We start from the raw sequence: 22,748 nt of genomic DNA on the forward strand, positions 1-22,748 counted from the left end.
TTTGTATGGCTGTTTCTTTTCCCCTTTGGGGGTTAGGGGCTTTGACTTTATTCCAATAAAAAAGGTGGAATTGCTTCCACCCTTTTTGCCCCAAATCTACCATAAACTTAACCTACTAATGTTATATGGTGGAGTAAATCTATAGCACTTATATGTTCTAAACAAATAAATTAGATGAATAACTTATAAAAACGTTTAATGGTTGATTTACAATAGTTTATAAGTAAGATCTGACATCTTTTGCTTCGTAAAAATTCATAAATACGCGATTACCACTCGGTATAGGATAGTCTCTGGTAAAACACCAATCCGTTAAATTTCTGGACAAACAATATGCAAATATTCTGCAGTTTGGAATATTATTTTTACTTCGGCATTTATTTCAGGAGAACTCAACTTTTAAGCAATTTTATCTGAAGCTTCCTGCTCTTGAAATAGCTCATATATAGCCGTTACATAATTTAGCTGCTTTTGACTTTATTCCAATAAAAAAGGTGGAATTGCTCCCACCCTTTTTGCCCCAAATCTACCATAAACTTAACCTACTAATGTTATATGGTGGAGTAAATTTATAGTACTTATATGTTGTAAACAAATAAATTAGACGAACAACTAATAAAAACGTTTAACATCTGAATTTCAGACATCTATCAGTAAGCTCTGACATCTTTTCCTTCATAAAAGTTCATAAATGCTCGATTTACCACTCGATTACCACCCGCTGTAGGATAGTCTCCGGTAAAGTACCAATCCCCTAAGTTTTTTGGACAAGCGATATGCAAATCTTCTACAGTTTGGAATATTATTTTTACTTCGGCATTTATTTCAGGAGAACTCAACATTTCGGCGATTTTATCTGAAACTTCCTGTGGTTGAAAAGGCTCATATATTGCTGTAACGTAATTTACTACATCATGGTCTTTATAGTTTTCCTGTGCTTTACATTTTAAATACACCTCATCAACAATATGATATAAGTTTCTTTCTTTAAGTAATTCTAAAGCTGCCTTAAACGCAACTAAACCTTCTAACTTAGCCATGTCAATCCCGTAACAATCAGGATATCTTATTTGTGGCGCCGAGGAAACGATTACTATTCTTTTTGGATTTAAACGATCCATCATTTTAATAATACTCATTTTAAGCGTAGTTCCACGTACAATACTGTCGTCAATAATCACCAAATTATCTGTTGGTTTTATCACCCCATAAGTAACATCATATACGTGAGCCACTAAATCATCACGACTACTGTCTTCTGTGATAAACGTTCTGAGTTTTGCATCTTTAATGGCCACTTTCTCGGTACGGATTTTTACGGAAAGTAATTCTTGTAAAGAATCCTTGGTCAATGTATTCCTGTTTTCAAGAATGTAGTTGTTCTTTCTTTGGTTCAGGAAATCTTGAGCTGCTTCTACCAATCCGTAGAATGAAGTCTCGGCAGTATTAGGAATATAAGAAAAAACGGTGTTGTCTGTGTCTTCGTCAATCGATTTCAAAACAGCTGGCAAAATAAGTTTTCCTAATGTTTTTCTTTCCTGATATATTTCAGCGTCACTTCCTCTGGAAAAATAAATACGTTCAAACGAGCATGCTTTTTTAACCGTTGGCGGAAGGATTTCCTGCATAGAAACCGTTCCATTTTTCTTGATTATTAAGGCATTTCCTGGCTCTATTTCCTGTACTTTTTCAAAAGGCACATTGAATACGGTTTGTATCACCGGTCTTTCAGAAGCCACTACAACAATTTCATCATCTTGATAGAAATAAGCCGGACGTATTCCTGCAGGATCTCTGAATACAAAAGAATCACCATGTCCTAAAAGTCCTGCCATCGCATAACCACCATCTAGATTTTTAGAAGCTCTGGTCAAGATTCTCGCTACATCTAATTTTTCGGCTATTACTGCTGACGCATCTCTTTTAGTTAATCCGTCATTTTTACATTCCTGATATAGATCAGTTACCGCATCATCTAGAAAATGACCGATTTTTTCCATTACAGTAACTGTATCCGCCATTTCTTTTGGATGCTGGCCCAATTCTATTAAACTTTGAAAAAGTTCTTTTACATTAGTCATATTGAAATTACCCGCCAAGATCAGATTTCTGTGCATCCAGTTGTTCTGACGCAAAAATGGATGAACGCTTTCGATACTGTTTTTACCAAATGTTCCATAACGAACATGCCCCAAAAACAATTCGCCGATGTAAGGAATATTTTCTTTTTGAAGAGCGACATCATCCGCATATTCAGGATGAGCGGCCATTTCTTCATTTATTCTGTCATTTATTTGTGCAAAAACATCTTGAATAGGTTGCGCATGATTAGAACGTACTCTACTGATGTAACGTTCTCCCGGCTCCATGTCTAGTTTTATACTTGCAAAACCTGCCCCATCCTGTCCACGATTGTGTTGTTTTTCCATAAGGAGATACATTTTTTGTATTCCGTAGAAAGCAGTTCCGTATTTCTCCTTGTAAAATTCAAGCGGTTTGAGTAGTCTAACTAGTGCTATTCCACATTCGTGTTGTAAAGCGTCGCTCATTGTGTTGTTGTTTGTAGTTTTGTTGTAGTTTTCCTCTCCCATGCCCTCTCCAAAGGAGAGGGAAACGAGGCTTAATTACTTCGTTAATTTATCTTATTAACCAGAAAAACCTCGTTTCCGAGGTTTCAAAACATTATAATTCTATATCAAATTGTGTTAGAGATTTAAATTGTTGCAATCTTGACAACACTTCTTTTTTCTCTAAATCAACCATTCTTTCGGTTCCAAATTTCTCTACACAAAATGAAGCTAAATTCGAACCGTGTATAATTGCATTTTTCATGTTTTCGAATGAAACATTTTCACTCTGTGTAATAAATCCAGCGAATCCTCCTGCAAAAGTATCTCCTGCACCTGTTGGATCAAAAACTTCTTCTAACGGTAAAGCCGGAGCAAAGAACACTTCTTTGTTATGAAACAAAAGCGCACCATGTTCCCCTTTTTTAATAACCACGTATTTTGGTCCCATTCCTTGAATTATTGCAGCCGCTTTCACTAATGAATACTCTCCTGAAAGCTGTCTTGCTTCTTCGTCGTTTATTGTAATAACATCTATACGTTTTATTACTTCCAATAACTCTGCCAAAGCGCAATCCATCCAAAAATTCATAGTATCCAATACTACTAATTTGGGCTTAGTTTCCATTTGATCTAAAACACTGCTTTGTACTAATGGATGCAAGTTTCCTAACATTACTACATCAGCATTTTTAAAATTTTGAGGCACTTTTGGTTGAAAATCACCCAAAACATTAAGCTCAGTAGCCAATGTATCTCTTGAATTCAAGTCATTATGGTAAAGACCACTCCAAAAAAACGTTTTTCCGCCTTTAACTACTTCAAGTCCAGAAATATCAATATTTCTATCTGTTAATAAATCTAAATATTCTTGTGGAAAATCATCGCCAACTACAGAAACTATGGCAGATTGTAAATTAAAAAAAGAAGCCGAAAGTCCTATGTAAGGTGCAGCTCCACCTAAAATTTTATCAGTTTTGCCAAAAGGCGTTTCTATGGCATCAAAAGCAACGCTTCCAACAATCAATAATTTATTCATTTATATGAGTTTCGAATTAAGGCGCAAAGATAGTTTATAAGTTATAAAATTGCAAAGACTAATAATCGTAAAGTTTTGCCAATTTATATGCCTGAAAATTTGACACTTACAACAACTTATCGGCTTCTTTTTCATAAAATTCATCAACAGAAAGTTGCTTTTGCATCGAAGCCATAACGGCTAACTCGTCACACCTTTCGTTTTGAATATGGTTGTTATGCCCTTTTATCCATTTGAAGTTTACTTTATGCTTTCTGTAAATAACCAAAAAACGTTTCCACAAATCAGCGTTTTTCCGGTCAACAAACCCCTTTTTTTCCCAACCCAAAACCCACTTTTTCTCCACAGAATCGACCACATATTTCGAATCTGAAACCACTAAAACTCGAGTATTAGGATTTTTAAGCTTTTCTAATCCTACAATGACAGCTAATAATTCCATTCTGTTATTTGTGGTCAGACGAAAACCTTCGTAGAATTCCTTTTTATAGGGCTTTCCTACCCATTCCATAACAACGCCATAACCACCGCGTCCTGGATTTCCTTTGGCTGCGCCATCCGTATATATATGTACGTCGTGTTCCATTTTAGATTTTTAAACTAGATGCCCTTTTTGATTATTAGATTTTTTGTGATGCTATAGTAGCTTTTCTATGAAGTCTAATTTTCTAACAATCTCTCAATTACTTGCGGAAAATATTCTTGTTCTAATTCATGTATTTTATGAGCCACTTCCTCCGGAGTTTCATCTCCTGACAAAACAATATTTTTTTGAAAAAGAATATTCCCTTCATCATAATTTTCATTCACAAAATGAATGGTAATACCGGTCTCTTTTTCTTTGTTTTCAACTATTGTTCTGTGAATATTCATACCGTACATTCCCTTGCCTCCATATTTAGGTAACAATGCCGGATGTATATTTATTATTTTATCAGAGTATGCTTCAATGATATTCTGTGGGAATTTTAACAAAAAACCAGCCAAAACGATTAGATCAGGGCGAAATGCGTTTATCTTTTGTAATATTTTACTTTCAATTAAATCGTTTTTTGAAAAAATTACGACAGGAACTTGATAGTTTTGTGCTCTTTCAATTACTTTTGCATCTGGGCGGTTTGTAAATACAGCAACAACGGTTCCTATTTTTGTTTCAGTAAAATATTTTATAATATTTTCAGCATTAGTACCCGATCCAGAAGCAAAAATGACAATTTTTTTCATAATTCAACCCATTTATATTATGCAAAAAAAGGAATAAAAAATGAAATTAAATAACATTCAGAAGCCTTTGTCAAATATATTTTATAAATTAGTTGTCACATTTATTAACTTATTGGTTGTTTTAAAATAAAGTTTTTTATTTTTGCCAACAAATTAAATTCTAAAATTAAAGATTATGTCAGACATTGCATCAAGAGTAAAAGCGATTATCGTAGACAAATTAGGTGTTGACGAAAACGAAGTTGTAACAGAAGCAAGCTTCACTAATGATTTAGGAGCTGACTCATTAGACACTGTTGAGCTTATTATGGAATTCGAAAAAGAATTTGACATTCAAATTCCAGACGATCAAGCAGAAAACATCGCTACTGTAGGTCAAGCAATCTCTTATATCGAGGAAGCTAAAAAATAATAAAGTACACACCCGTTTGCAATCTTGTATACGGGTGTTATTATTTTTTTTAAAATTAAATTCGCGATTGAAATTCAATCAAAAATATATTTATTGTAATACCCATGGCTCTTTTGTAATAATAATACACTGAAGAAAGCGTGGGTTTTATTTGTTTAAAGATAACAAAATAAAAAATTATGGTATTAAGAAGAGTTGTTGTTACAGGTTTAGGTGCGCTTACTCCTATTGGAAATAACATTCAAGAATATTGGAATGGGCTTATTAACGGTGTTAGCGGTGCTGCACCAATTACTTATTTTGATGCTTCAAAGTTTAAAACACAATTTGCATGCGAATTGAAAAATTTTAATGCAGAAGATTTCTTAGATAGAAAAGAAGCCAGAAAAATGGACCGCTATGCACAATATGCCATGGTTTCATCCGATGAAGCGGTACTTGATGCTGGTTTTAATTTCGAAAAATTAGATAAAGACAGAGTTGGAGTTATCTGGGGATCGGGAATTGGTGGATTAGAAACGTTTCAAATCGAAATGTTGAACTTTGCAGCCGGTGATGGAACACCAAAATTTAATCCTTTCTTTATACCAAAAATGATTTCCGATATTGCCGGTGGTCATATTTCAATAAAATACGGATTTAGAGGTCCAAACTTCACAACTGTTTCAGCCTGTGCTTCTTCTACAAATGCTATTATTGATGCTTTCAATTATATTAGATTAGGTCATGCTGATGCAATGGTAACCGGCGGCTCTGAAGCTGCGGTGACAATAGCGGGTATGGGTGGCTTCAATGCCATGCATGCTTTATCTACCAGAAATGACGACCCTAAAACTGCTTCAAGACCAATGGATAAAGACCGAGATGGCTTTATTTTAGGTGAAGGAGCTGGCGCATTAGTACTTGAAGAGTACGAGCATGCCATAGCCCGTGGAGCTAAAATTTATTGCGAAATAGGCGGTGGCGGAATGTCTGCTGATGCTTACCATATTACTGCACCACATCCTGATGGATTAGGCGCTAAAAATGTAATGTTAAACTGTTTGAGAGACGCTGGCTTACAGGCAACCGATGTGGATGGTGTAAATATGCACGGAACTTCCACACCTCTTGGCGACTTGGCAGAATCTAAAGCAATATTGCATGTTTTTGGAGAACATGCTTATACTATGAATTTAAATTCAACTAAATCCATGACTGGTCATTTACTTGGAGCAGCTGGAGCGGTAGAAACAATTTCTTCAATTCTTTCGTTGAAACATGGAATAGTACCACCTACAATCAATCATTTTACCGATGATGAAAACATCGATTCTAAATTAAACTTCACGTTTAATAAAGCTCAGAAAAGAGACATGAATGTAGTTATGAGTAATACTTTCGGTTTTGGAGGTCATAATGCTTGTGTATTGGTAAAAAAATTAGAAATCTAATTATATGCGTATAATTAGAAAAATATTTTCAAAATCCCGTTCTCTAGAAGACGGGATTTTTTTTGATTCTATCCAGAAAATCTTGGGTTTTGCTCCAATAAACCTAGATTATTACAAAAAGGCATTCACCCACCGTTCCTCTAATCGCTTGGATGTTTTAGGAAATCCGATTAATTACGAACGTTTAGAATTTTTGGGAGATGCCATGCTAAGTTCTGTTATTGCTGCCCATTTATTCAGCAAAGCACCTGCAGGAGACGAGGGTTACCTAACCAAAATGCGTTCTAAAATTGTAAGCAGAGAACACCTGAACGAATTAGGAAAGGATCTGAATTTAATCCAGTATATTGAAAGCAAAGTGCCATTACAACATTTTGGAGAAAACATACACGGAAACATATTTGAATCATTAGTTGGAGCAATCTACCTCGACCGAGGTTATGTTTATTGTGAAAAATTTATTCAAAAAAGAGTTGTCGTTCCTTATGTTGATATTGCCAGACTCGAAGGAAAAGTGATCAGTTATAAAAGCTTAGTTATAGAATGGTGTCAAAAAGAGAAAAAAATATTTCATTTTGATATTTTTGAGGACAATGCGATTGATGGACAACGTTTGTTTGGTGTTAAACTGAGCATCGATGATAAAGTAATTGCAAAAGCCAGAGCCACTTCTAAAAAGAAAGCAGAAGAAAAAGCATCCCAACGCGCCTATTTTGCATTCCAAGAAAAGATGGATAGAAAATAATATCAATTTTATTAAAACTATAACGTTTTCGTTTATAAATTAACGCAAACATCTCATTTGAAGAGGATAAAACTTCAATAGAAATACTATATTTACATCATATTTTGCACGAAATGGGTATTCATAAATTGGATCTTGGCGAATTTGACGAAATAGATTATTATCTTATTGCTATTCACACTTCATTAGAAGACTATCGTTTGGCTTATCTTATTAATCAAAATCTTCCGATTAATCTAAGTAAAAGCGAGAATGAAATTCAAATTAATATAAAAGAAGGAGAAACAAATTTCTCAAGATTTTATTATTATGATATTGAAAATGCAATATCCTGGAATTTGATTCAAAATAAAAGCGAGGTCATCCAACAGAGAGAAGGAAATAGCCCCAATTTATTTTCAAATATAATCATGGAGGTGGCAACAAAAGTCTTTTTACTTCCTGAGTTGAAAAAAGTAGATTATTTCTTAAAAATAGAAAATACCGACGGTATTATAGACGTATCTAAAATACAAACTATACTAAACAAAATTGATCCTATTTCGGCCATTTATACGGTTGAACCGAATCAAATCAAATCAAAAAACAATTTAATTTTTTAAAACAAATGCTTACAAACAAAAAAACGAAAATTGTAGCCACACTGGGGCCTGCCTGTAGTACAAGAGAAATCATAAAAGACATGATTGACGCAGGTGTAAATGTTTTTAGAGTGAATTTTTCCCATGCTGACTATGAAGATGTAAAAGAGAAGATTAATTTAATACGAGGTTTAAATGAAGAGTTTGGGTACACCACTGCAATTCTTGGAGATTTACAAGGTCCTAAACTTCGAGTAGGTGTTATGGAAGAGGGCGTTGTAGTTCATGATGGGGATTTAATCACATTCACTACTGCCGAAGACATTATAGGAACTGCCAAAAAAGTATTCATGAAATACCAAAACTTTCCAAATGATGTGAATCCAGGGGAAAGAATTTTGCTGGATGATGGAAAACTTATTTTCGAAATCATTGAAACTGATAAAAAATCAGAGGTTATCGCAAAAGTAATTCAAGGTGGGGAATTGAAATCTAAAAAAGGAGTTAATCTTCCTAACACAAAAATATCTTTGCCTGCAATGACCGAGAAAGATATTGCGGATGCTATTTTTGCCATTGGACAAAATGTAGATTGGATTGCACTTTCATTTGTTAAAACACCACAAGATTTGCAAGAATTACAGGATTTAATTGCCAAACATTCTGATTATAAAATTCCAATTATTGCCAAAATCGAAATGCCAGAAGCATTAGAAAATATCGACAAAATTGTTGCTTACTGTGATGGTTTGATGGTAGCTCGTGGTGATTTAGGTGTTGAACTTCCTGCACATGAAGTGCCCCTTGTTCAAAAGGAATTGATTCGCAGAGCAAAAACAGCAAGAATACCGGTAATTGTAGCTACGCAAATGATGGAAACAATGATTACCAGCTTAACACCAACTCGTGCAGAGGTAAATGATGTTGCCAATTCAGTTATGGATGGCGCAGATGCAGTGATGCTATCTGGTGAAACCGCTACAGGGAATTATCCGGTTCAGGTAATCCAGAAAATGACTCAAATCATTGAAGCTGTTGAGGATTCTCCGTTAATTCACGTTCCACAAAATACGCCACAAATCAAAACAAAACGTTTTATTACAAAAACAATTTGTCATCATGCTGCAACTATGGCCAATGTGATCAAAGCAAAAGCGATTTGTACCTTGACCAATAGTGGCTATACGGCATTTCAAATCTCAGCTTGGAGACCAAATGCACATATTTTAGTATTTACATCGAATAAAAGAATCCTTACCCAACTGAATTTATTATGGGGAGTGAAATCTTTCATGTACACCAAAGATGTTAGTACAGATGATACCGTAACGGACATAAACGAAATTGTGAAACAAAAAGGTTTTGTAAAAAAAGGAGATTTCCTTATCAACTTAGCAGCAATGCCAATTAAAGATAAAGGAATGGTAAACACCTTAAGAGTTTCTGAAATAGAATAGTAAAACTATCTAAACAAATATAAAACCCGTCTCGTTAGATAAATGAGACGGGTTTTTTTTCAGAAAAAAATTAAGAATAAATAAACATTCTTCTGTAAAATAAAATTTATATTTGATGCATAAAAATCTTATCAACTATGAGTTTCAATTCGCAAAATCCATTTTTAAATAATAAATCTTTTTCATCAGCAGTATCCAGAAAAGACGAAGTTCACAATGCCACATTAATTGATCACAATCAAGAAATGACTCTGGCAGGAACAATCAACAAAAGTATCATCCTTTTTTTACTTCTTACTGCCTCCGCGTTGGTGATTTGGTGGATGGCTTTTAATGGTATGAACCCAATAGTTCCAGCAATAGGCGGTGCCGTTGTAGGTCTTGTTTTGGTTCTTATATCTGCTTTCAAACCACAATATTCCCCTTATTTGGCTCCAGGATATGCTCTGTTTGAAGGATTATTTATTGGCGGAATTTCAGCAATTTTCGAGACCATGTATCCCGGAATCGTAATACAAGCGGTTGGAGCAACTTTTGTAACTTTTATGGTTTGCCTGGGATTGTATAAATATAAAATTGTAAAAGTTACGGAGCAATTCAAATCGGTAGTGGTTGCAGCTACACTTGCCATTGCCACTTATTACCTGATCTCTTGGTTATTTTCTATGTTTACCAGCTTTGTACCCGTTCATCATGGTAATTCGATGATGAGTATTGGAATCAGTGTTTTTGTGATTGTAATCGCTGCTTTAAATCTATTTCTAGATTTTGACAGAATCGAAAAAGGAACAGAACAAAAAATGCCAAAATACATGGAATGGTATGGCGCAATGGGCTTGATGATAACCTTAGTTTGGTTGTATATTGAGTTTTTAAGATTACTGTCAAAACTGAACAGCAAAAACTAGTTGCAATAATAAAATACTAAAACCTTTCTCTACAGAAAGGTTTTTTTATGCTGCTTTCTCAAAAGCAATATAATGAGTGAGTTGTCCTTTTAAATTAAAAATTGGATATCCTTTTATCAGACAAGCGTATATATCTCCGTTCTTTTTATAATTTAAAACTGTTTTTTCAAAAGCCTGCTGTGACTGTATTGCAAGATTTATTTCATTTGAAACAATTCTATCGGTGACTTGACCCTGAAACATTTTAGGGCTTTTACCCAAAACCTCCTTCACTAAATAGCCATTCATTTTAACCATGTTATGTGAAGCAAAGACGATCGTTAATTTAGCATCTGTAACTACTATTACTTCCTCTTTTATTGTGGCATTAATATCCCAATCCGAAGAAAGTCTCCATCTATTTTTAACCGCCATTTCTTTGAGACTGTTTAAGTCTAGAAACGATTCTTTTACTTCTTTTAAAAATTCATAATGAAAATTAGAAGAAAAAATTGGAAGCGATTTAATTCTTAAACCGCTGTTATAGTACACAATAGCTTCTTCATATTGTTTTAAATTGCTCATGATCTTTTTATTATATAGATCAAATGTAATTTTTTTTACAAAAAGAAAAACACAATTATGAAGTTTTAACCATTGTTGAACGAGCCCTTTATAGAATTAAAAAGCAAATTTCAACTGTACTACGAGGAATTTTTTTTCTTCGGTATTCAAATTACTGAGAGAAATTCCCAATAATCGTACGGAATCTTTCATTCGTTCCTGAAACAATAGTTCTTTTATGATTTCTAAAATAAGCCCTTTGTCAGAAATAAAATAAGGTAAGGTTTTACTGCGGGTTTGTTGGGTAAAATCACTATATTTAATTTTTAATGTGACTGTTTTACCGGAGATATTATATTTTTTCAATCGTTTTTCAAGCGCAATCGCAATGCTTTCTAATTTTTCCATCATGAATATTTCTGAGGAAAGATTGACATCAAAAGTATGTTCGGCAGCAACTGATTTGGTTATCCGGTCTGATTTAACCTCACTGTCGTGAATTCCTCGCACTACATTAAAGTAGAAATTTCCTGATTTTCCAAAATGTTTCTCAAGAAATTCCAATGGCTTACTTTTTAAATCCACTCCGGTAAAAATCCCTAATTGATACATTTTTTCGGTAGTGACTTTCCCCACTCCATAAAATTTTCTAATGGGTAATTCTTCCAGAAAAGAAATGACTTCATCCGGATTAACTGTTTTTTGGCCGTTGGGTTTGTTATAATCACTGGCTATTTTTGCCACAAACTTATTGACCGATATTCCTGCAGATGCCGTTAATCCTGTTTCATTAAGTATTCGCAATCGGATTTCTTGTGCCAATAAAGATGCACTTGGATTCCCTTTCTTGTTTTTGGTAACGTCCAAATAGGCTTCGTCAAGGGAAAGCGGTTCCACCAAATCCGTATATTCATGAAAAATCTCTCGGATCTTATTTGAAATTTCCTTATACCTTTCAAATCGTGGTTTGACGAAAATAAGTTCCGGGCAGTACTTTTTTGCCAATACCCCGCTTATAGCACTCCGAACACCAAATTTCCTTGCTTCATAACTTGCCGCAGCAACAACCCCTCGGTTTTCAGAACCACCAACAGCAACAGGTTTGCCTCTCAATAAAGGATTATCCATTTGCTCTACCGAAGCATAGAAAGCATCCATATCGATGTGTATGATTTTTCTATTTGGATTTAAACCTCGCATAGGATAACAATTGTATAAATAGTCTCTTAAAAAATGATTTACAAAATACCTAAAATTATTCTTTTTCCTCTACAATCAGATAGTTTTCAACTGTTACTGATTTATTTTTCTTTTCTGTCGGAAAAAAGAAACTGATTGGTCTTGATTTGAAATGGTTCCAAATGGAGACTGTAACAAATTTCAACTCGAATAATGAAATGGCTCTTGAACGGAATGCCAAACCCAAAGATAGGCTAAAACTTACCATGAAATTGACCAATCCAATAATACCGATTCCAAAAATTCCCCAAAATAACATAGTATCACTAACCGCATAATTTGCTCCATACAAACCTAAAGCCAAATTTCCGCTGGCAAAAGTAATATGTCTGATATCCAGATTCAATCCTAAAAACAAACCAATTGAACCAATACTTCCCATAAAAATACCAAACCAGAAATTAGATATAATTCCTGCCCACCTTTTTTCATACAGCTTTGCCAATTTCAGCGCGCGCACTTTCCCTAAACTCCTTTTCAGTCCAGGATGTTCCGCTATTCGAAAATAAACCTGATTGTGTTTATCCCTGTTAGCAACACTTCCCGAAATGATTCCGGATAAAAATAAAAAAACCCCTGCAATAGCAGAGTGAAGAATCGCTAGGGAATGAACAGGACTTAAATCAACGAGCAAATTTTCCCATTTAGTTGCTGCAATATTATAATCTAGAGTATAGTCAATCACCCAGATTCCGAGTAATGAAATAGGAAAAGCCATAATCACATTGCCCACAAATGCTATAAACTGAGACCCTAAAACACGCGCAAAAAGAATGGCAAAAGCTTGATATTTTTCAGAATCTTTACCTTGTTTTATCTCTCCTTCTTCCAGCGCTTTTATTAAAGCAGAAGCAGTCATGGCTGGCTGCTTAGTTGCCAAAGTAAATCCCAAAAGATAAATGGCGATAAATCCAATAGCATAGTTCATACTATACAAAAAGGCATGCCCAAAGAAACTAGTATCCGCTTTAGACAGTAATACCTTAATGATACACAATATTCCCACAATAAACCCTCCTCCTAATGCGGTTCGAAACATTTTAAAATATTCGCTTCGTGTTTCTGTAATGTAATGTTCCCCTGTCTTTGCAGTATGTTGCGTTATTTCATAAGAAATCAACTGGGTACTTTCACCAATAAATTTTCGAACATTGTTTTTGTAACAATTGTAACTGATTAATTGCAAAGCTAAGGCAATTCCGTTGGTTTTTTTATCTCCTTCTTTTTCAATAATCAATAACGGAATTAAATGTTTTAATCTGTTTAATTGTTGTCTGATTTTTAATAAATTCTGATTTACTCGAAGTGAAATCCCGTATTTAGAACTATTGTGAAATGCTTTATCAACAAACTCTTCACACTGTTTATGCAAAACCAATACCTGCGCATAGCACAAATCATCCGGTTGTATGAAATGTGATTCGGAATTTCTAATTTTGGATTCTATTTGAAACAATTCTTTTTCAAAAGCTCCAAAGGGACTTTCAAAATCATCAAATTCGGGCACCATTTTAAGGACATCGGTTTCCATGGCACGACCGCTGATCCGTTGTGTAATTAAAGACATTGCTATCAACAGTTCAGACAAACTAGAATTAGGTTCTACGGTTTCATAAATTGATTTAAATTCTAAAAGAACATATAATTCATCTAACTGATTGTATTCTATTCTATTAATCCAAAGTGCATCATTAGCTTTATAAAACACTTGATTTAGAATGTATTCCAAGGTGTTTTTTTGTGGCTGATAAGGCAGGAATTTGGAGAAAATTCTTTTTCTGACTTCAAAAATAAAATCGACATCTTGTAATATTGCCGCGTCAGAAAGAATCTTATTAAATTTTTTATCGTTTAAAATTTCTTTAATGTAAATGGAAAATTGCTTTCGACAAGAATCATTTTCTTTCAAAAAAGAAATAAATCCCTGTAAGTTTATAGTCTGTAGTTTCCTGATTTTTGATGGTCTAATGAGTTGGACTAACCTAACCAAGACTTCTAAATCATCTTCTTTTTTACGCCAAGACTGATTATCGTCAAAATAATAAGATAATAATTCCGACAGTCTGGGTTTGGGTTTTGTTTTGAAAAATAATCTCATTATAGTAGTCTCCTTTTTTGTAAAAGTACAATTTGGCCTATTAACTTTCATTAACTTAATCATAAAAAACGATTCTCTAAGTTGCAACAGAAAATTAAAAAATTACTAGAATCAATCTGGCAAAAGCGACTTTATACTAAATATGGATATTATCACTAATCAGCGCAAAAATATTTGATACCTTTGAAATACGAAATTAGCTGGAACAGGAGTTAAAATCTCAGATCTAAAAACTGTTTTGTTTGAATCCGATAATTATCGGGATTATAATCAATAGCGGGAATAGTTCTAAATATCAAAATAAGTTTAGCATGAAAATGATCGAAATAGAAAAGAAATTCCTGGTTTTAAACAATTCGTTTAAGGCAGCCGCTTTTACTCAAAATCATATTGCGCAAGGTTATTTATGTTCGGTTCCTGAACGTACGGTAAGAGTGCGTCTTAAAGGAGACAAAGGCTATCTAACCATAAAAGGCATATCTAACGACACCGGTATGTCCCGTTTTGAATGGGAAAAAGAAATTCCTGTTGACGAAGCCAAAAAACTACTGCTTTTGTGTGAAAAAGGAGTTATAGACAAAACTCGCTATGAAGTAAAAATAGGCAACCACATTTTTGAAATCGATGAATTTTATGGTAAAAACGAAGGCCTGATTATGGCAGAAATCGAACTTGATTTTGAAACTGAAACTTTCGAAAAACCCAATTGGTTAGGCGAAGAGGTTACAAATGATAGACGATATTATAATTCCTACTTAAGTAATCATCCTTATAAAAAGTGGTGATCTAATTATTCAAAACTGCAATTGTCACTTGCATTGCCCCATCGTCTCTACGAGAAGCAATATCCTTGAAAGCTCTTTTCGACAGGTCAATTTCCCTTGACTTTACAAATGGACCTCTGTCGGTGATTTCTACAATTACTGACTTACCATTAGCTTCATTGGTCACTTTCACTTTTGTTCCGAAAGGTAATTTTTTGTGTGCTGCAGTATATTTATTATTATCGAATCTTCTGCCGCTTGTTGTTCTTCTTCCATTAAATTTATCAGCATAATAGGAAGCGTGAGCGTTCGTTTTATAAATTTTAAATTTCCCGTTTTCTATTAGTAAAGTATCTGAAATAATTTCTTGACGACCAAGAGCCATTTTACTTTTATTAATCGAGTCCTTTTGTACTGCAGCTTTTTGTTTATTTAAACCACGGCTTTGACTGCTGACTAAACCTATAATTGCTAGTAAAAAAAACAATGTAATTAATTTTCTCATATAATCTTCTTTTAGTTAATCCTATTTTACAAAAACCATACCTAGATAAAAAAAAGCTCCATTTCTAGAGCTTTAATAGATTTTTAAAACCACATAGACCATGGAATTCTACTCAAAATAAGGAGCAATCCTAAACCATAAAAAATAGAAACCGTTTTAAATTTTGATTCGCTTGTCATCAATTTTTTATGTTTAGACCATCCGATTGTAATCAAGGCAATCCCAATAATATTGATTAATGGATGTTCTAATGAAGTTAATCGCAATGCTTTATCTGACATTTGCCCGAAAGATGCGAAACCCAATGGAGAAACAAAATACAGAATTAATCCAATCAATAATTGCATGTGTATTCCTATTAATCCAAACAAAGCGATTTTTCTATCCTTTGCAGTAAATTCTTTTTTGGAAAACATTCCAATAAGTGAATTAACCACTGCAACCACTAATACTAAAAGTGCTAAATAAGCCCACCCAGAATGAAATTTTTGAATAAATTCGTACATATAACTTGTTTTTGTTTTAACAAATATAAGAAAAAAAGGCATAAAAAAAACCACTTATTGCTAAAAGCTAAAGTGGTTGAATAATTAATATTTATAAAAAAACTGCCCAAAACTTATTTTGGGCAGTTAATAAAATTTAGATTATAGTCTTACAAAAATGGTTGTAATACTTTATCGATTACTTGGATTACACCATTAGTTCCCTGAATATTGGTTACTTTGATTGTAGCATTAGTTGTTCCCACAATATCTTTAATCTTTACTGTTCCCAACAAGATTGTAAATCTATTATTAGTAAACAACGTTGCCACTGAAACATCAGCTGTAGCGGTAGATGCAGTGAATGAAGTTGCTGAACTTGAAGTTCTATTTCCATTTTCTAAATGATATCTCAAGATAGTAGTTACTTGAGCATCCGTTTTACCTACTAAATAACCACCTGTTGCAGTCGCAGCTGTAAATGCACCATTATCTGGAGCATAAACTGTGATAGGAGCGGCAGCAGTAGCACCATTAAGTGTAGTTAAAACTGAAGCCTGCGGAGTAGAAGATACTACAGTTAATAATGAAGACAAATTTGGGTTTGCTTTAATATGGCTAACAATTGTTGGCAATAAAATAACACCATCAACAACATGTACAAATCCATTACTTGCAACTATGTTAGCAGTAGTAACTTTAGCACCTCCATTAGCAACACCTCCATTTACTAAAACGTCAGTACCAACAGTATTTACAAAAACGTTTAAGTTTACTGATGTAGTTCCTGATGATGGAACTCTTACAGAGGCAAAAGTTCTTGTGTACCCAGCAGCTAATAGATCGACTGAATTTGTACCGATACCAACTACATGATTTTGCAAAATTAATCTAAGAGTTGCAATGTCAGTATTATTTGCAGGAACTATCCAATTATTAATCCTTGTGCTAGTATAACCTGCAGCGATAAAAGCAGCATTAGTAGGTGCAAACACCGTATAAGATCCAGCACTAGTTAAAGTGGTTTCTAATCCGGTTTTCTTCAAAGCATCTACTAAAATACTAAAATTTGCTGGATCTGCTTTTGCTATTTCCACAATAGATTTTAAAGGAGTAACCTCTTTAGGCTCATCAGTTGAACATGAGAAAGTCGCAAGAGCGACAGCTAAAATGGCTACAAAAGACAGAATTTGATTTTTTATTTTCATGATTTTTTTTATTAAATGTTTTGTGTTTTGTGTGATTGTAATAGTACTATTTTTAATTTCCAAAAGTATATCTTAATGTAAATTGAGCTTGCCAAACATCAGATACAGATGCATTTTTTTGATAAGTATCTTTTGCTAAAAATCTTCTTCCTTGATTATCAGTTTGAAAAGCCATTTGATATCCTGGTATGAAATTATTAGCAGCACTTGGCGCTTGTGCTACAACTAACAAAGCACCATTTGATACTGTAGTTCTTTGTGAAACTCCCCAAGTACGATCTATTAAATTTGTAAAGTTTAAGATATCAGCTCTGAACTGGAAACTATTCTTTTTACCTCCAATTGTAATAAAGAAGTCCTGCGTTACAGATAAATCAACTCTGTGTAACATAGGTAATAAATTCTCATTTCTATCTACGTACTGACCTCTTTTTGAAGACAAATACTTGTTTTGATTAACGTATTTTTCAAAAGCCTCTTCTTGCTCTGCTACAGTGTATAAAACAATAGAAGAACCTCCTAAAGTTTGAGTAATTGGTACAAAACGCAAATCACTAGCTTTATTAGGCACGAATAACAAATCATTCTGATTTCCACGGTCTCCGTTTAAATCACCTCCGTATGTATAACTAAAAGAACTAGATTGCTCACCAATATATCCTAAGTTGATTGACGTTGCAGCGCCAAATTTACCACCATACTGAATTTTGTACCCTAAAATACCCACCATTCTGTGTGGTGTGTTGTTGTTAGACAAACTTAATTGTTGATCATTATTACCGTTGATGGAACGAACTCCATTCCAACTTCCTGATGCTGTTGATCCTGGAGACAATAAATCTTTAGCTTCTGAATGCGTATAAGCAAATGAACCCCATAATCCTTTTTTATAAGGATACTCTAACTTAACAGTAGTAGAATAAAAATACCCTTTATCCGTATTGCTCAATAGAATACCATTGATCACATTATTATTGATACGTAATCCATTATCATTTCCAGCAAACAATGGTCTTTTATCAGGACCATTAAGCGTTCCTACTGGATTTTCAAAATTTACGTTAGAATATGCAGTTTCATTAATGTTCTTACTAAAAATCCCTTCAATAGTACCTGTAAAACCTAAAGGTAATTTCTGATCTAAAGCAACCGTAGTTTTCCAAACTTGTGGAAATTTGTAATTTTTATCGGTGAATGCCAAATCTATTGTAGCAGGTAAAGTAGGAGTTGCTGGTGTAAAGTACTGACTTGGATTTACAGTAAAACCATATCCTCCAGAACCAACATTAGAATCTGTTGCATCAACTAAACCAGTAAGAACTCCGTTATTACCAATTGCATTAGATAAAAACACTAATGGTGGTCTTCCTGAGAATAATCCTGAACCTCCACGAACTATTGTTTTTGCATCACCAGTAACATCTAAATTGAAACCAACTCTTGGCTCAAAAAGATACTGAGAGTTCGGCATGTCACCTGTATTGAATTTTGCTCCGTCAGCAAAAGTTAAACCAGTAACGATAGGATTCTCTAACGCAGTGTCTTGAAAAGAAACTCTTGTTGCTCTTATACCCATAGTCACTTTTAATTGATCGCTAACTTTAAAATCATCTTGAAAATATAAATCAATTTTGTCCGATTTTAAGATTTGGAATGGATCAACTCCGCCTGGAACAGCAGAATATCTAAACTGAGTTCGTACAGGCAAGTTATTTACCGAAGGAGCTCCGTTCAGGGCAATAGATTCTTTTGCAGCAAGATAAAATTCATCTAGTGAATTGAAAATAAAAACTCCATTAGAACCAGAGAAAAACAAATTACTTGACTTAAAATGCTCATAATTTGCTCCAAATAATAAAGAGTGCTTTCCTATGGTCTTAGTCAAATTATTGGTAAAGTGTAATGTTGAATAGTTCAATAAATTTCCTTGTGTGAAAGGATCCAAACCTGCTGAAATAAAGTTTAAGTTACCTACTGCACCTCCAGCTGCAGGAGCTGTACCGTTTTTAATATCAATAGTTGGAAACAAACCTCCTCCTATTAAACCTCTATCTTCAATTTGTTTGTCATACCCTCCAATAAAGTTGTTACTCCATGAATTAGACAATTTACTATCTAATTGCACAACAATAGATCGTGTGTTATCTTGTATTGTATATCCAGAATTTTTGAAAGACATAGAGTTTACATTCGTTCTTCTATTACCAAATCCTAAAGTATTTGAATTAGAAGTTAATTCATCAGAAGAAGAATCATGATGAACATAACGAATCGAAAATTTGTTGTTGTCATTAATGTTCCAGTCAATTTTAGCTAAGAATTTTTTAGATATTCTTTCAGCATCATAATTTTCCCATGGACCAGTAGTATAATTAAATTTCTCTTGTAGAAAATTAGAAAGATCCTGCATTTGTTGAAAATTAGGAGCAGATACTTGTCCACTTGGTTGCGTAGAACCTGTAGAAGTCCATGTTGTCGCTGGGCTAATATTGTTTATTGTTTCGAAGTTTCCAAAGAAAAACAATTTATCTTTTATGATTGGCGCACCAACTCTAGCTCCCCAAATATTCTCATCAAATTTAGCAGGTACAATTCTAATTTGCCCAGCTTTAGTTCCTACAAACTCTTTTTTATTGCTTCTTGTAGATGTATAAACAGAACCTTCAATTTCATTTGTACCACTTTTAGTTACACCGTTGATTCCAGTTCCTGTAAAACCAGATTGGCGAACATCAAAAGGCGCTACACTAACTTGTAATTGCTCAATTGCATCTAATGAAATCGCAGTAGAACCTGTTCTTCCTCCAGCCTGAGCATCAGATCCAAGTCCAAAACCATTGTTAAAAACAGATCCGTCAATTGTAAAATTATTTAATCTTGAATCTTGCCCTCCAAAAGAACCTCCACCACCAGCATTTGCGTTATACTTTGTGATTGAATTAATTGATCTTGATCCTGTCACAGGAATAGCAGTAAGCTCTCTGTTAGAAAATTGTTGCGATGCTCCAGTTTTTCCTTTATTGAAAGCTCCGTTTGACTTAGTCGAAACGACGATCACTTCCTGTAATGTATTTGATTGCTCTTGAACTACAACATTAACCGTTAAATTACTTCCTAGGGGAGCATTAATTTCTGTGATTTCAGTTGTTTTATAACCAAGGTAAGTTACTTTTACAGTATAAGGCCCCCCTGGTCTAAGTCCCTGAACTGCATACCCTCCATCATAATCTGTAGTCGAAAAGTATTTAGTTCCAGTTGGCTTGTGAACAACCTCAACCGAAGCTCCCGGCAGGGTTTCACCAGCGCTAGATTTAACAGTCCCAGACATAGCGGAAGTAGTAACCTGCGCATGACCAACAACTGATAAAAAAATAATCAAAATAAAAATAATTCTTTTCATTTTTGTTTTTTGTTTAATTTATTAATTATTGGCAAAAATATAACATTTTTACTTTGAAAAGTTAACACAACGTTAAGAAAGTATGTTTTTAGCCTAGTTATATTACTAATAAATTGTTTTCTTATTTAAATTGTTAAAAAAATATATTTAATTTATATATATTTAATTTATACTAATAATTTCATAAAAAAATAACACTTGGAAAAAATTAAAAAATCAAGAAAACAGCTATTCAAAAAACTATCATTTAGACACTTATATAGAGAAACCCCTGATTTTCTAATGAAATCAGGGGTTTCTGGTAAATTCCTTCAAAATAAAAAATAGAGCCTATTTATTCCTCAAAAAATGATTCAATAAAAAAGCAGTTGAACTATCGTGATCTTTCACTTCTTTTGTACTGATTTCTTCTAAAATAGAGTTTGCTAATTGTTTTCCAAGTTCAACTCCCCATTGATCAAAACTAAAAATATTCCAGATGATTCCCTGCACAAAAATCTTGTGTTCATATAATGCGATTAAAGAACCTAAGGTTTTGGGGGTCAATTTTTGTATTAAGATAGTATTCGTTGGTTTGTTGCCTGTAAAAACTTTGAATGGCAAAAGAAATTTTGCTTTATCAGCGGGCAGTCCTTGTTTGTCAAATTCAGCCTGAACTTGTTCTTTTGATTTTCCGTGTAATAATGCTTCCGTTTGAGCAAAAAAGTTAGACATCAACTTATCATGATGATCTTCGTCTCCATACAATGGTTTTATAAATCCAATAAAATCAGTTGGAATCAACTTAGTTCCCTGATGAATCAATTGAAAAAAGGCATGCTGGGAATTAGTTCCCGGCTCCCCCCAAATAATAGTTCCCGTTTGATAGTTTACCGGCTTGCCATCTCTACCCACGCTTTTACCATTGCTTTCCATTGTACCCTGCTGTAAGTAAGGTGCTAATTTTTGTAAATATTGTGTATACGGAATCAAGGCTTCGCTTTCGGCTCCAAAAAAATTATTGTACCAAACACTTAATAAAGCCAAAACTACAGGTGCATTTTGATTGAAATCAGCCGTTTTAAAATGCTCATCCATTTCATTTGCACCGCTCAATAATTCGTCAAAATTTTCAAATCCTACCGCTAAGCTAATAGAAAGACCAACTGCACTCCATAAAGAAAAACGTCCACCAACCCAATCCCACATAGGAAATACATTGTCCGGATTTATTCCGAATTCAGTTACTTTTTCAATATTGGTAGAAACCGCAACAAAATGCTTAGCAACATCTTCTTGTTTTGTCCCGAAGTCTCGGGATAAAAACCATTTTCTGATCGTTTCAGAATTAGTCAATGTTTCTTGTGTTGTAAATGTTTTGGAAACAATAACAAAAAGAGTGGTTTCAGGATTTAATTTTTTGATAATTTCATTTACATGATCCCCATCAACATTTGATACAAAATGAACGTTAAGTTGATTTTTATAAAATTGCAATGCTTCAACCGCCATAGCAGGTCCTAAATCCGATCCACCAATACCTATATTTACAATATCCGTAAAAGGTTTTCCCGTAAATCCGGTTCTTTTGCAAGAAGCAACTTCATTTGTAAAAGCTTTTATTTTGTTTTTAACCTCATAAATTTCAGGAACAACATTTTTACCGCCAACATTTATAACCGCTGATTCTTTGGCTCTTAAAGCCGTATGAAGTACCGCTCTATTTTCTGTTTGGTTGATAATCCCTCCATCAAAATAATCTTTGATTGCGTTTTTAAGTCCAACTTCATCCGCCAATTCCAGCAACAATGCAATCGTTTCCGGAGTGATTATGTTTTTTGAATAATCAATTAAAAAATCATTCCATTTCAAGTTAAATTTTTCTGTTCTTGAAGTATCGGATTGAAACATTTCTTGCATGGACACTTTTTGCATTTCGTTATAATGCAATTCAAGTTTTTGCCAAGCAACTGTTTCTGTTGGGTTTATCGTATTTAAAGCCATTTCTGTTTGGATTGTAGTTTTATTTAGTTTTTGGCAAAAATACTGAAATTAGTTTTAATGAAAAATGCGTTTACAATTATATAACAATATATCACAAAAACGCTGAATACATAAAGTTCTGTATTGCAATCCAAGATTTTCCATAAAACACTGTAAT

19 protein-coding genes are annotated in these 22,748 nt (G+C 33.8%); 7 read left to right on the forward strand and 12 right to left on the reverse strand.

Annotated features, from left to right (window positions below; all coding sequences use genetic code 11):
* Window positions 1-650: 650 nt before the first annotated feature.
* The 4 genes from ACFX5E_RS05985 to purN form a co-directional block, all read right to left on the reverse strand.
* Window positions 651-2,549, reverse strand: a complete 1,899-nt coding sequence (locus ACFX5E_RS05985) for an amidophosphoribosyltransferase (protein WP_379854274.1) — start codon at window positions 2,547-2,549, stop codon at window positions 651-653.
* Window positions 2,550-2,682: 133 nt separating this feature from the next.
* The gene (locus ACFX5E_RS05990) at window positions 2,683-3,606 is read right to left on the reverse strand and encodes a PfkB family carbohydrate kinase (protein WP_379854275.1); all 924 of its coding nucleotides are present in this window, start codon (window positions 3,604-3,606) and stop codon (window positions 2,683-2,685) included.
* 106 nt (window positions 3,607-3,712) lie between these two features.
* Window positions 3,713-4,192 carry a ribonuclease HI gene (gene rnhA, locus ACFX5E_RS05995; RefSeq protein WP_379854276.1) on the reverse strand — a complete coding sequence of 160 codons (480 nt, stop codon included), beginning with the start codon at window positions 4,190-4,192 and terminating at the stop codon, window positions 3,713-3,715.
* A 74-nt stretch (window positions 4,193-4,266) separates the two neighbouring features.
* Window positions 4,267-4,830: a phosphoribosylglycinamide formyltransferase gene (gene purN, locus ACFX5E_RS06000; RefSeq protein WP_379854277.1), complete on the reverse strand. Its 564-nt coding sequence runs from the start codon at window positions 4,828-4,830 to the stop codon at window positions 4,267-4,269.
* A gap of 175 nt (window positions 4,831-5,005) precedes the next feature.
* Here purN and ACFX5E_RS06005 point away from each other — a divergent pair, with 175 nt between their 5' ends.
* The 6 genes from ACFX5E_RS06005 to ACFX5E_RS06030 all read left to right on the forward strand — a co-directional run bounded on the left by ACFX5E_RS06005 (window position 5,006) and on the right by ACFX5E_RS06030 (window position 10,366).
* A complete protein-coding gene (locus ACFX5E_RS06005) occupies window positions 5,006-5,242 on the forward strand; it encodes an acyl carrier protein (protein WP_007137004.1) in 237 nt (78 codons plus the stop codon).
* 179 nt (window positions 5,243-5,421) lie between these two features.
* Window positions 5,422-6,675, forward strand: a complete 1,254-nt coding sequence (gene fabF / locus ACFX5E_RS06010) for a beta-ketoacyl-ACP synthase II (protein WP_379854279.1) — start codon at window positions 5,422-5,424, stop codon at window positions 6,673-6,675.
* A 4-nt stretch (window positions 6,676-6,679) separates the two neighbouring features.
* Window positions 6,680-7,420, forward strand: coding sequence for a ribonuclease III family protein (locus tag ACFX5E_RS06015; protein ID WP_379854280.1), 741 nt, complete (start codon window positions 6,680-6,682; stop codon window positions 7,418-7,420).
* A 113-nt stretch (window positions 7,421-7,533) separates the two neighbouring features.
* Complete coding sequence (locus ACFX5E_RS06020; protein ID WP_379854281.1) at window positions 7,534-8,022, forward strand: IPExxxVDY family protein; 489 nt, start codon at window positions 7,534-7,536, stop codon at window positions 8,020-8,022.
* Window positions 8,023-8,027: 5 nt separating this feature from the next.
* Window positions 8,028-9,458, forward strand: a complete 1,431-nt coding sequence (gene pyk, locus ACFX5E_RS06025; protein ID WP_379854282.1) for a pyruvate kinase — start codon at window positions 8,028-8,030, stop codon at window positions 9,456-9,458.
* Window positions 9,459-9,595: 137 nt separating this feature from the next.
* A complete protein-coding gene (locus ACFX5E_RS06030) occupies window positions 9,596-10,366 on the forward strand; it encodes a Bax inhibitor-1/YccA family protein (RefSeq protein WP_379854283.1) in 771 nt (256 codons plus the stop codon).
* A gap of 45 nt (window positions 10,367-10,411) precedes the next feature.
* Here the strand turns inward: ACFX5E_RS06030 and ACFX5E_RS06035 are convergent, their stop codons facing one another.
* The 3 genes from ACFX5E_RS06035 to ACFX5E_RS06045 all read right to left on the reverse strand — a co-directional run bounded on the left by ACFX5E_RS06035 (window position 10,412) and on the right by ACFX5E_RS06045 (window position 14,246).
* The gene (locus ACFX5E_RS06035) at window positions 10,412-10,930 is read right to left on the reverse strand and encodes a PAS domain-containing protein (RefSeq protein ID WP_379854284.1); all 519 of its coding nucleotides are present in this window, start codon (window positions 10,928-10,930) and stop codon (window positions 10,412-10,414) included.
* 96 nt (window positions 10,931-11,026) lie between these two features.
* The gene (gene dinB, locus ACFX5E_RS06040; protein WP_379854285.1) at window positions 11,027-12,109 is read right to left on the reverse strand and encodes a DNA polymerase IV; all 1,083 of its coding nucleotides are present in this window, start codon (window positions 12,107-12,109) and stop codon (window positions 11,027-11,029) included.
* A gap of 55 nt (window positions 12,110-12,164) precedes the next feature.
* Complete coding sequence (locus ACFX5E_RS06045; protein WP_379854286.1) at window positions 12,165-14,246, reverse strand: recombinase; 2,082 nt, start codon at window positions 14,244-14,246, stop codon at window positions 12,165-12,167.
* A gap of 317 nt (window positions 14,247-14,563) precedes the next feature.
* On the opposite strand from ACFX5E_RS06045, the gene ACFX5E_RS06050 reads away from it, so the two are divergent.
* Complete coding sequence (locus tag ACFX5E_RS06050; protein WP_379854352.1) at window positions 14,564-15,031, forward strand: CYTH domain-containing protein; 468 nt, start codon at window positions 14,564-14,566, stop codon at window positions 15,029-15,031.
* A gap of 1 nt (window position 15,032) precedes the next feature.
* Here the strand turns inward: ACFX5E_RS06050 and ACFX5E_RS06055 are convergent, their stop codons facing one another.
* The 5 genes from ACFX5E_RS06055 to pgi form a co-directional block, all read right to left on the reverse strand.
* Window positions 15,033-15,515 carry a septal ring lytic transglycosylase RlpA family protein gene (locus ACFX5E_RS06055; RefSeq protein ID WP_379854287.1) on the reverse strand — a complete coding sequence of 161 codons (483 nt, stop codon included), beginning with the start codon at window positions 15,513-15,515 and terminating at the stop codon, window positions 15,033-15,035.
* Between the two features lie 83 nt (window positions 15,516-15,598).
* Window positions 15,599-16,021 carry a hypothetical protein gene (locus ACFX5E_RS06060; protein ID WP_379854288.1) on the reverse strand — a complete coding sequence of 141 codons (423 nt, stop codon included), beginning with the start codon at window positions 16,019-16,021 and terminating at the stop codon, window positions 15,599-15,601.
* A gap of 149 nt (window positions 16,022-16,170) precedes the next feature.
* Window positions 16,171-17,208 carry a fasciclin domain-containing protein gene (locus tag ACFX5E_RS06065; RefSeq protein ID WP_379854289.1) on the reverse strand — a complete coding sequence of 346 codons (1,038 nt, stop codon included), beginning with the start codon at window positions 17,206-17,208 and terminating at the stop codon, window positions 16,171-16,173.
* A 52-nt stretch (window positions 17,209-17,260) separates the two neighbouring features.
* Window positions 17,261-20,608, reverse strand: a complete 3,348-nt coding sequence (locus ACFX5E_RS06070) for a TonB-dependent receptor (RefSeq protein WP_379854290.1) — start codon at window positions 20,606-20,608, stop codon at window positions 17,261-17,263.
* Between the two features lie 330 nt (window positions 20,609-20,938).
* On the reverse strand, window positions 20,939-22,591 hold the full coding sequence (gene pgi / locus ACFX5E_RS06075) for a glucose-6-phosphate isomerase (protein WP_379854291.1): 1,653 nt from the start codon (window positions 22,589-22,591) through the stop codon (window positions 20,939-20,941).
* Window positions 22,592-22,748 lie beyond the last annotated feature (157 nt).

It is taken from the genome of Flavobacterium xylosi (genome assembly GCF_042787345.1).
Taxonomy (GTDB): Bacteria; Bacteroidota; Bacteroidia; order Flavobacteriales; family Flavobacteriaceae; genus Flavobacterium; species Flavobacterium xylosi.

What these genes read in the sequence shown, in the direction of transcription:
- ACFX5E_RS05985 (WP_379854274.1), bottom strand. Translation starts at nt 2,549, where the DNA reads ATGAGCGACGCTTTACAACACGAATGTGGAATAGCACTAGTTAGACTA.
- ACFX5E_RS05990 (WP_379854275.1), bottom strand. Translation starts at nt 3,606, where the DNA reads ATGAATAAATTATTGATTGTTGGAAGCGTTGCTTTTGATGCCATAGAA.
- rnhA (WP_379854276.1), bottom strand. Translation starts at nt 4,192, where the DNA reads ATGGAACACGACGTACATATATATACGGATGGCGCAGCCAAAGGAAAT.
- purN (WP_379854277.1), bottom strand. Translation starts at nt 4,830, where the DNA reads ATGAAAAAAATTGTCATTTTTGCTTCTGGATCGGGTACTAATGCTGAA.
- ACFX5E_RS06005 (WP_007137004.1), top strand. Translation starts at nt 5,006, where the DNA reads ATGTCAGACATTGCATCAAGAGTAAAAGCGATTATCGTAGACAAATTA.
- fabF (WP_379854279.1), top strand. Translation starts at nt 5,422, where the DNA reads ATGGTATTAAGAAGAGTTGTTGTTACAGGTTTAGGTGCGCTTACTCCT.
- ACFX5E_RS06015 (WP_379854280.1), top strand. Translation starts at nt 6,680, where the DNA reads ATGCGTATAATTAGAAAAATATTTTCAAAATCCCGTTCTCTAGAAGAC.
- ACFX5E_RS06020 (WP_379854281.1), top strand. Translation starts at nt 7,534, where the DNA reads ATGGGTATTCATAAATTGGATCTTGGCGAATTTGACGAAATAGATTAT.
- pyk (WP_379854282.1), top strand. Translation starts at nt 8,028, where the DNA reads ATGCTTACAAACAAAAAAACGAAAATTGTAGCCACACTGGGGCCTGCC.
- ACFX5E_RS06030 (WP_379854283.1), top strand. Translation starts at nt 9,596, where the DNA reads ATGAGTTTCAATTCGCAAAATCCATTTTTAAATAATAAATCTTTTTCA.
- ACFX5E_RS06035 (WP_379854284.1), bottom strand. Translation starts at nt 10,930, where the DNA reads ATGAGCAATTTAAAACAATATGAAGAAGCTATTGTGTACTATAACAGC.
- dinB (WP_379854285.1), bottom strand. Translation starts at nt 12,109, where the DNA reads ATGCGAGGTTTAAATCCAAATAGAAAAATCATACACATCGATATGGAT.
- ACFX5E_RS06045 (WP_379854286.1), bottom strand. Translation starts at nt 14,246, where the DNA reads ATGAGATTATTTTTCAAAACAAAACCCAAACCCAGACTGTCGGAATTA.
- ACFX5E_RS06050 (WP_379854352.1), top strand. Translation starts at nt 14,564, where the DNA reads ATGATCGAAATAGAAAAGAAATTCCTGGTTTTAAACAATTCGTTTAAG.
- ACFX5E_RS06055 (WP_379854287.1), bottom strand. Translation starts at nt 15,515, where the DNA reads ATGAGAAAATTAATTACATTGTTTTTTTTACTAGCAATTATAGGTTTA.
- ACFX5E_RS06060 (WP_379854288.1), bottom strand. Translation starts at nt 16,021, where the DNA reads ATGTACGAATTTATTCAAAAATTTCATTCTGGGTGGGCTTATTTAGCA.
- ACFX5E_RS06065 (WP_379854289.1), bottom strand. Translation starts at nt 17,208, where the DNA reads ATGAAAATAAAAAATCAAATTCTGTCTTTTGTAGCCATTTTAGCTGTC.
- ACFX5E_RS06070 (WP_379854290.1), bottom strand. Translation starts at nt 20,608, where the DNA reads ATGAAAAGAATTATTTTTATTTTGATTATTTTTTTATCAGTTGTTGGT.
- pgi (WP_379854291.1), bottom strand. Translation starts at nt 22,591, where the DNA reads ATGGCTTTAAATACGATAAACCCAACAGAAACAGTTGCTTGGCAAAAA.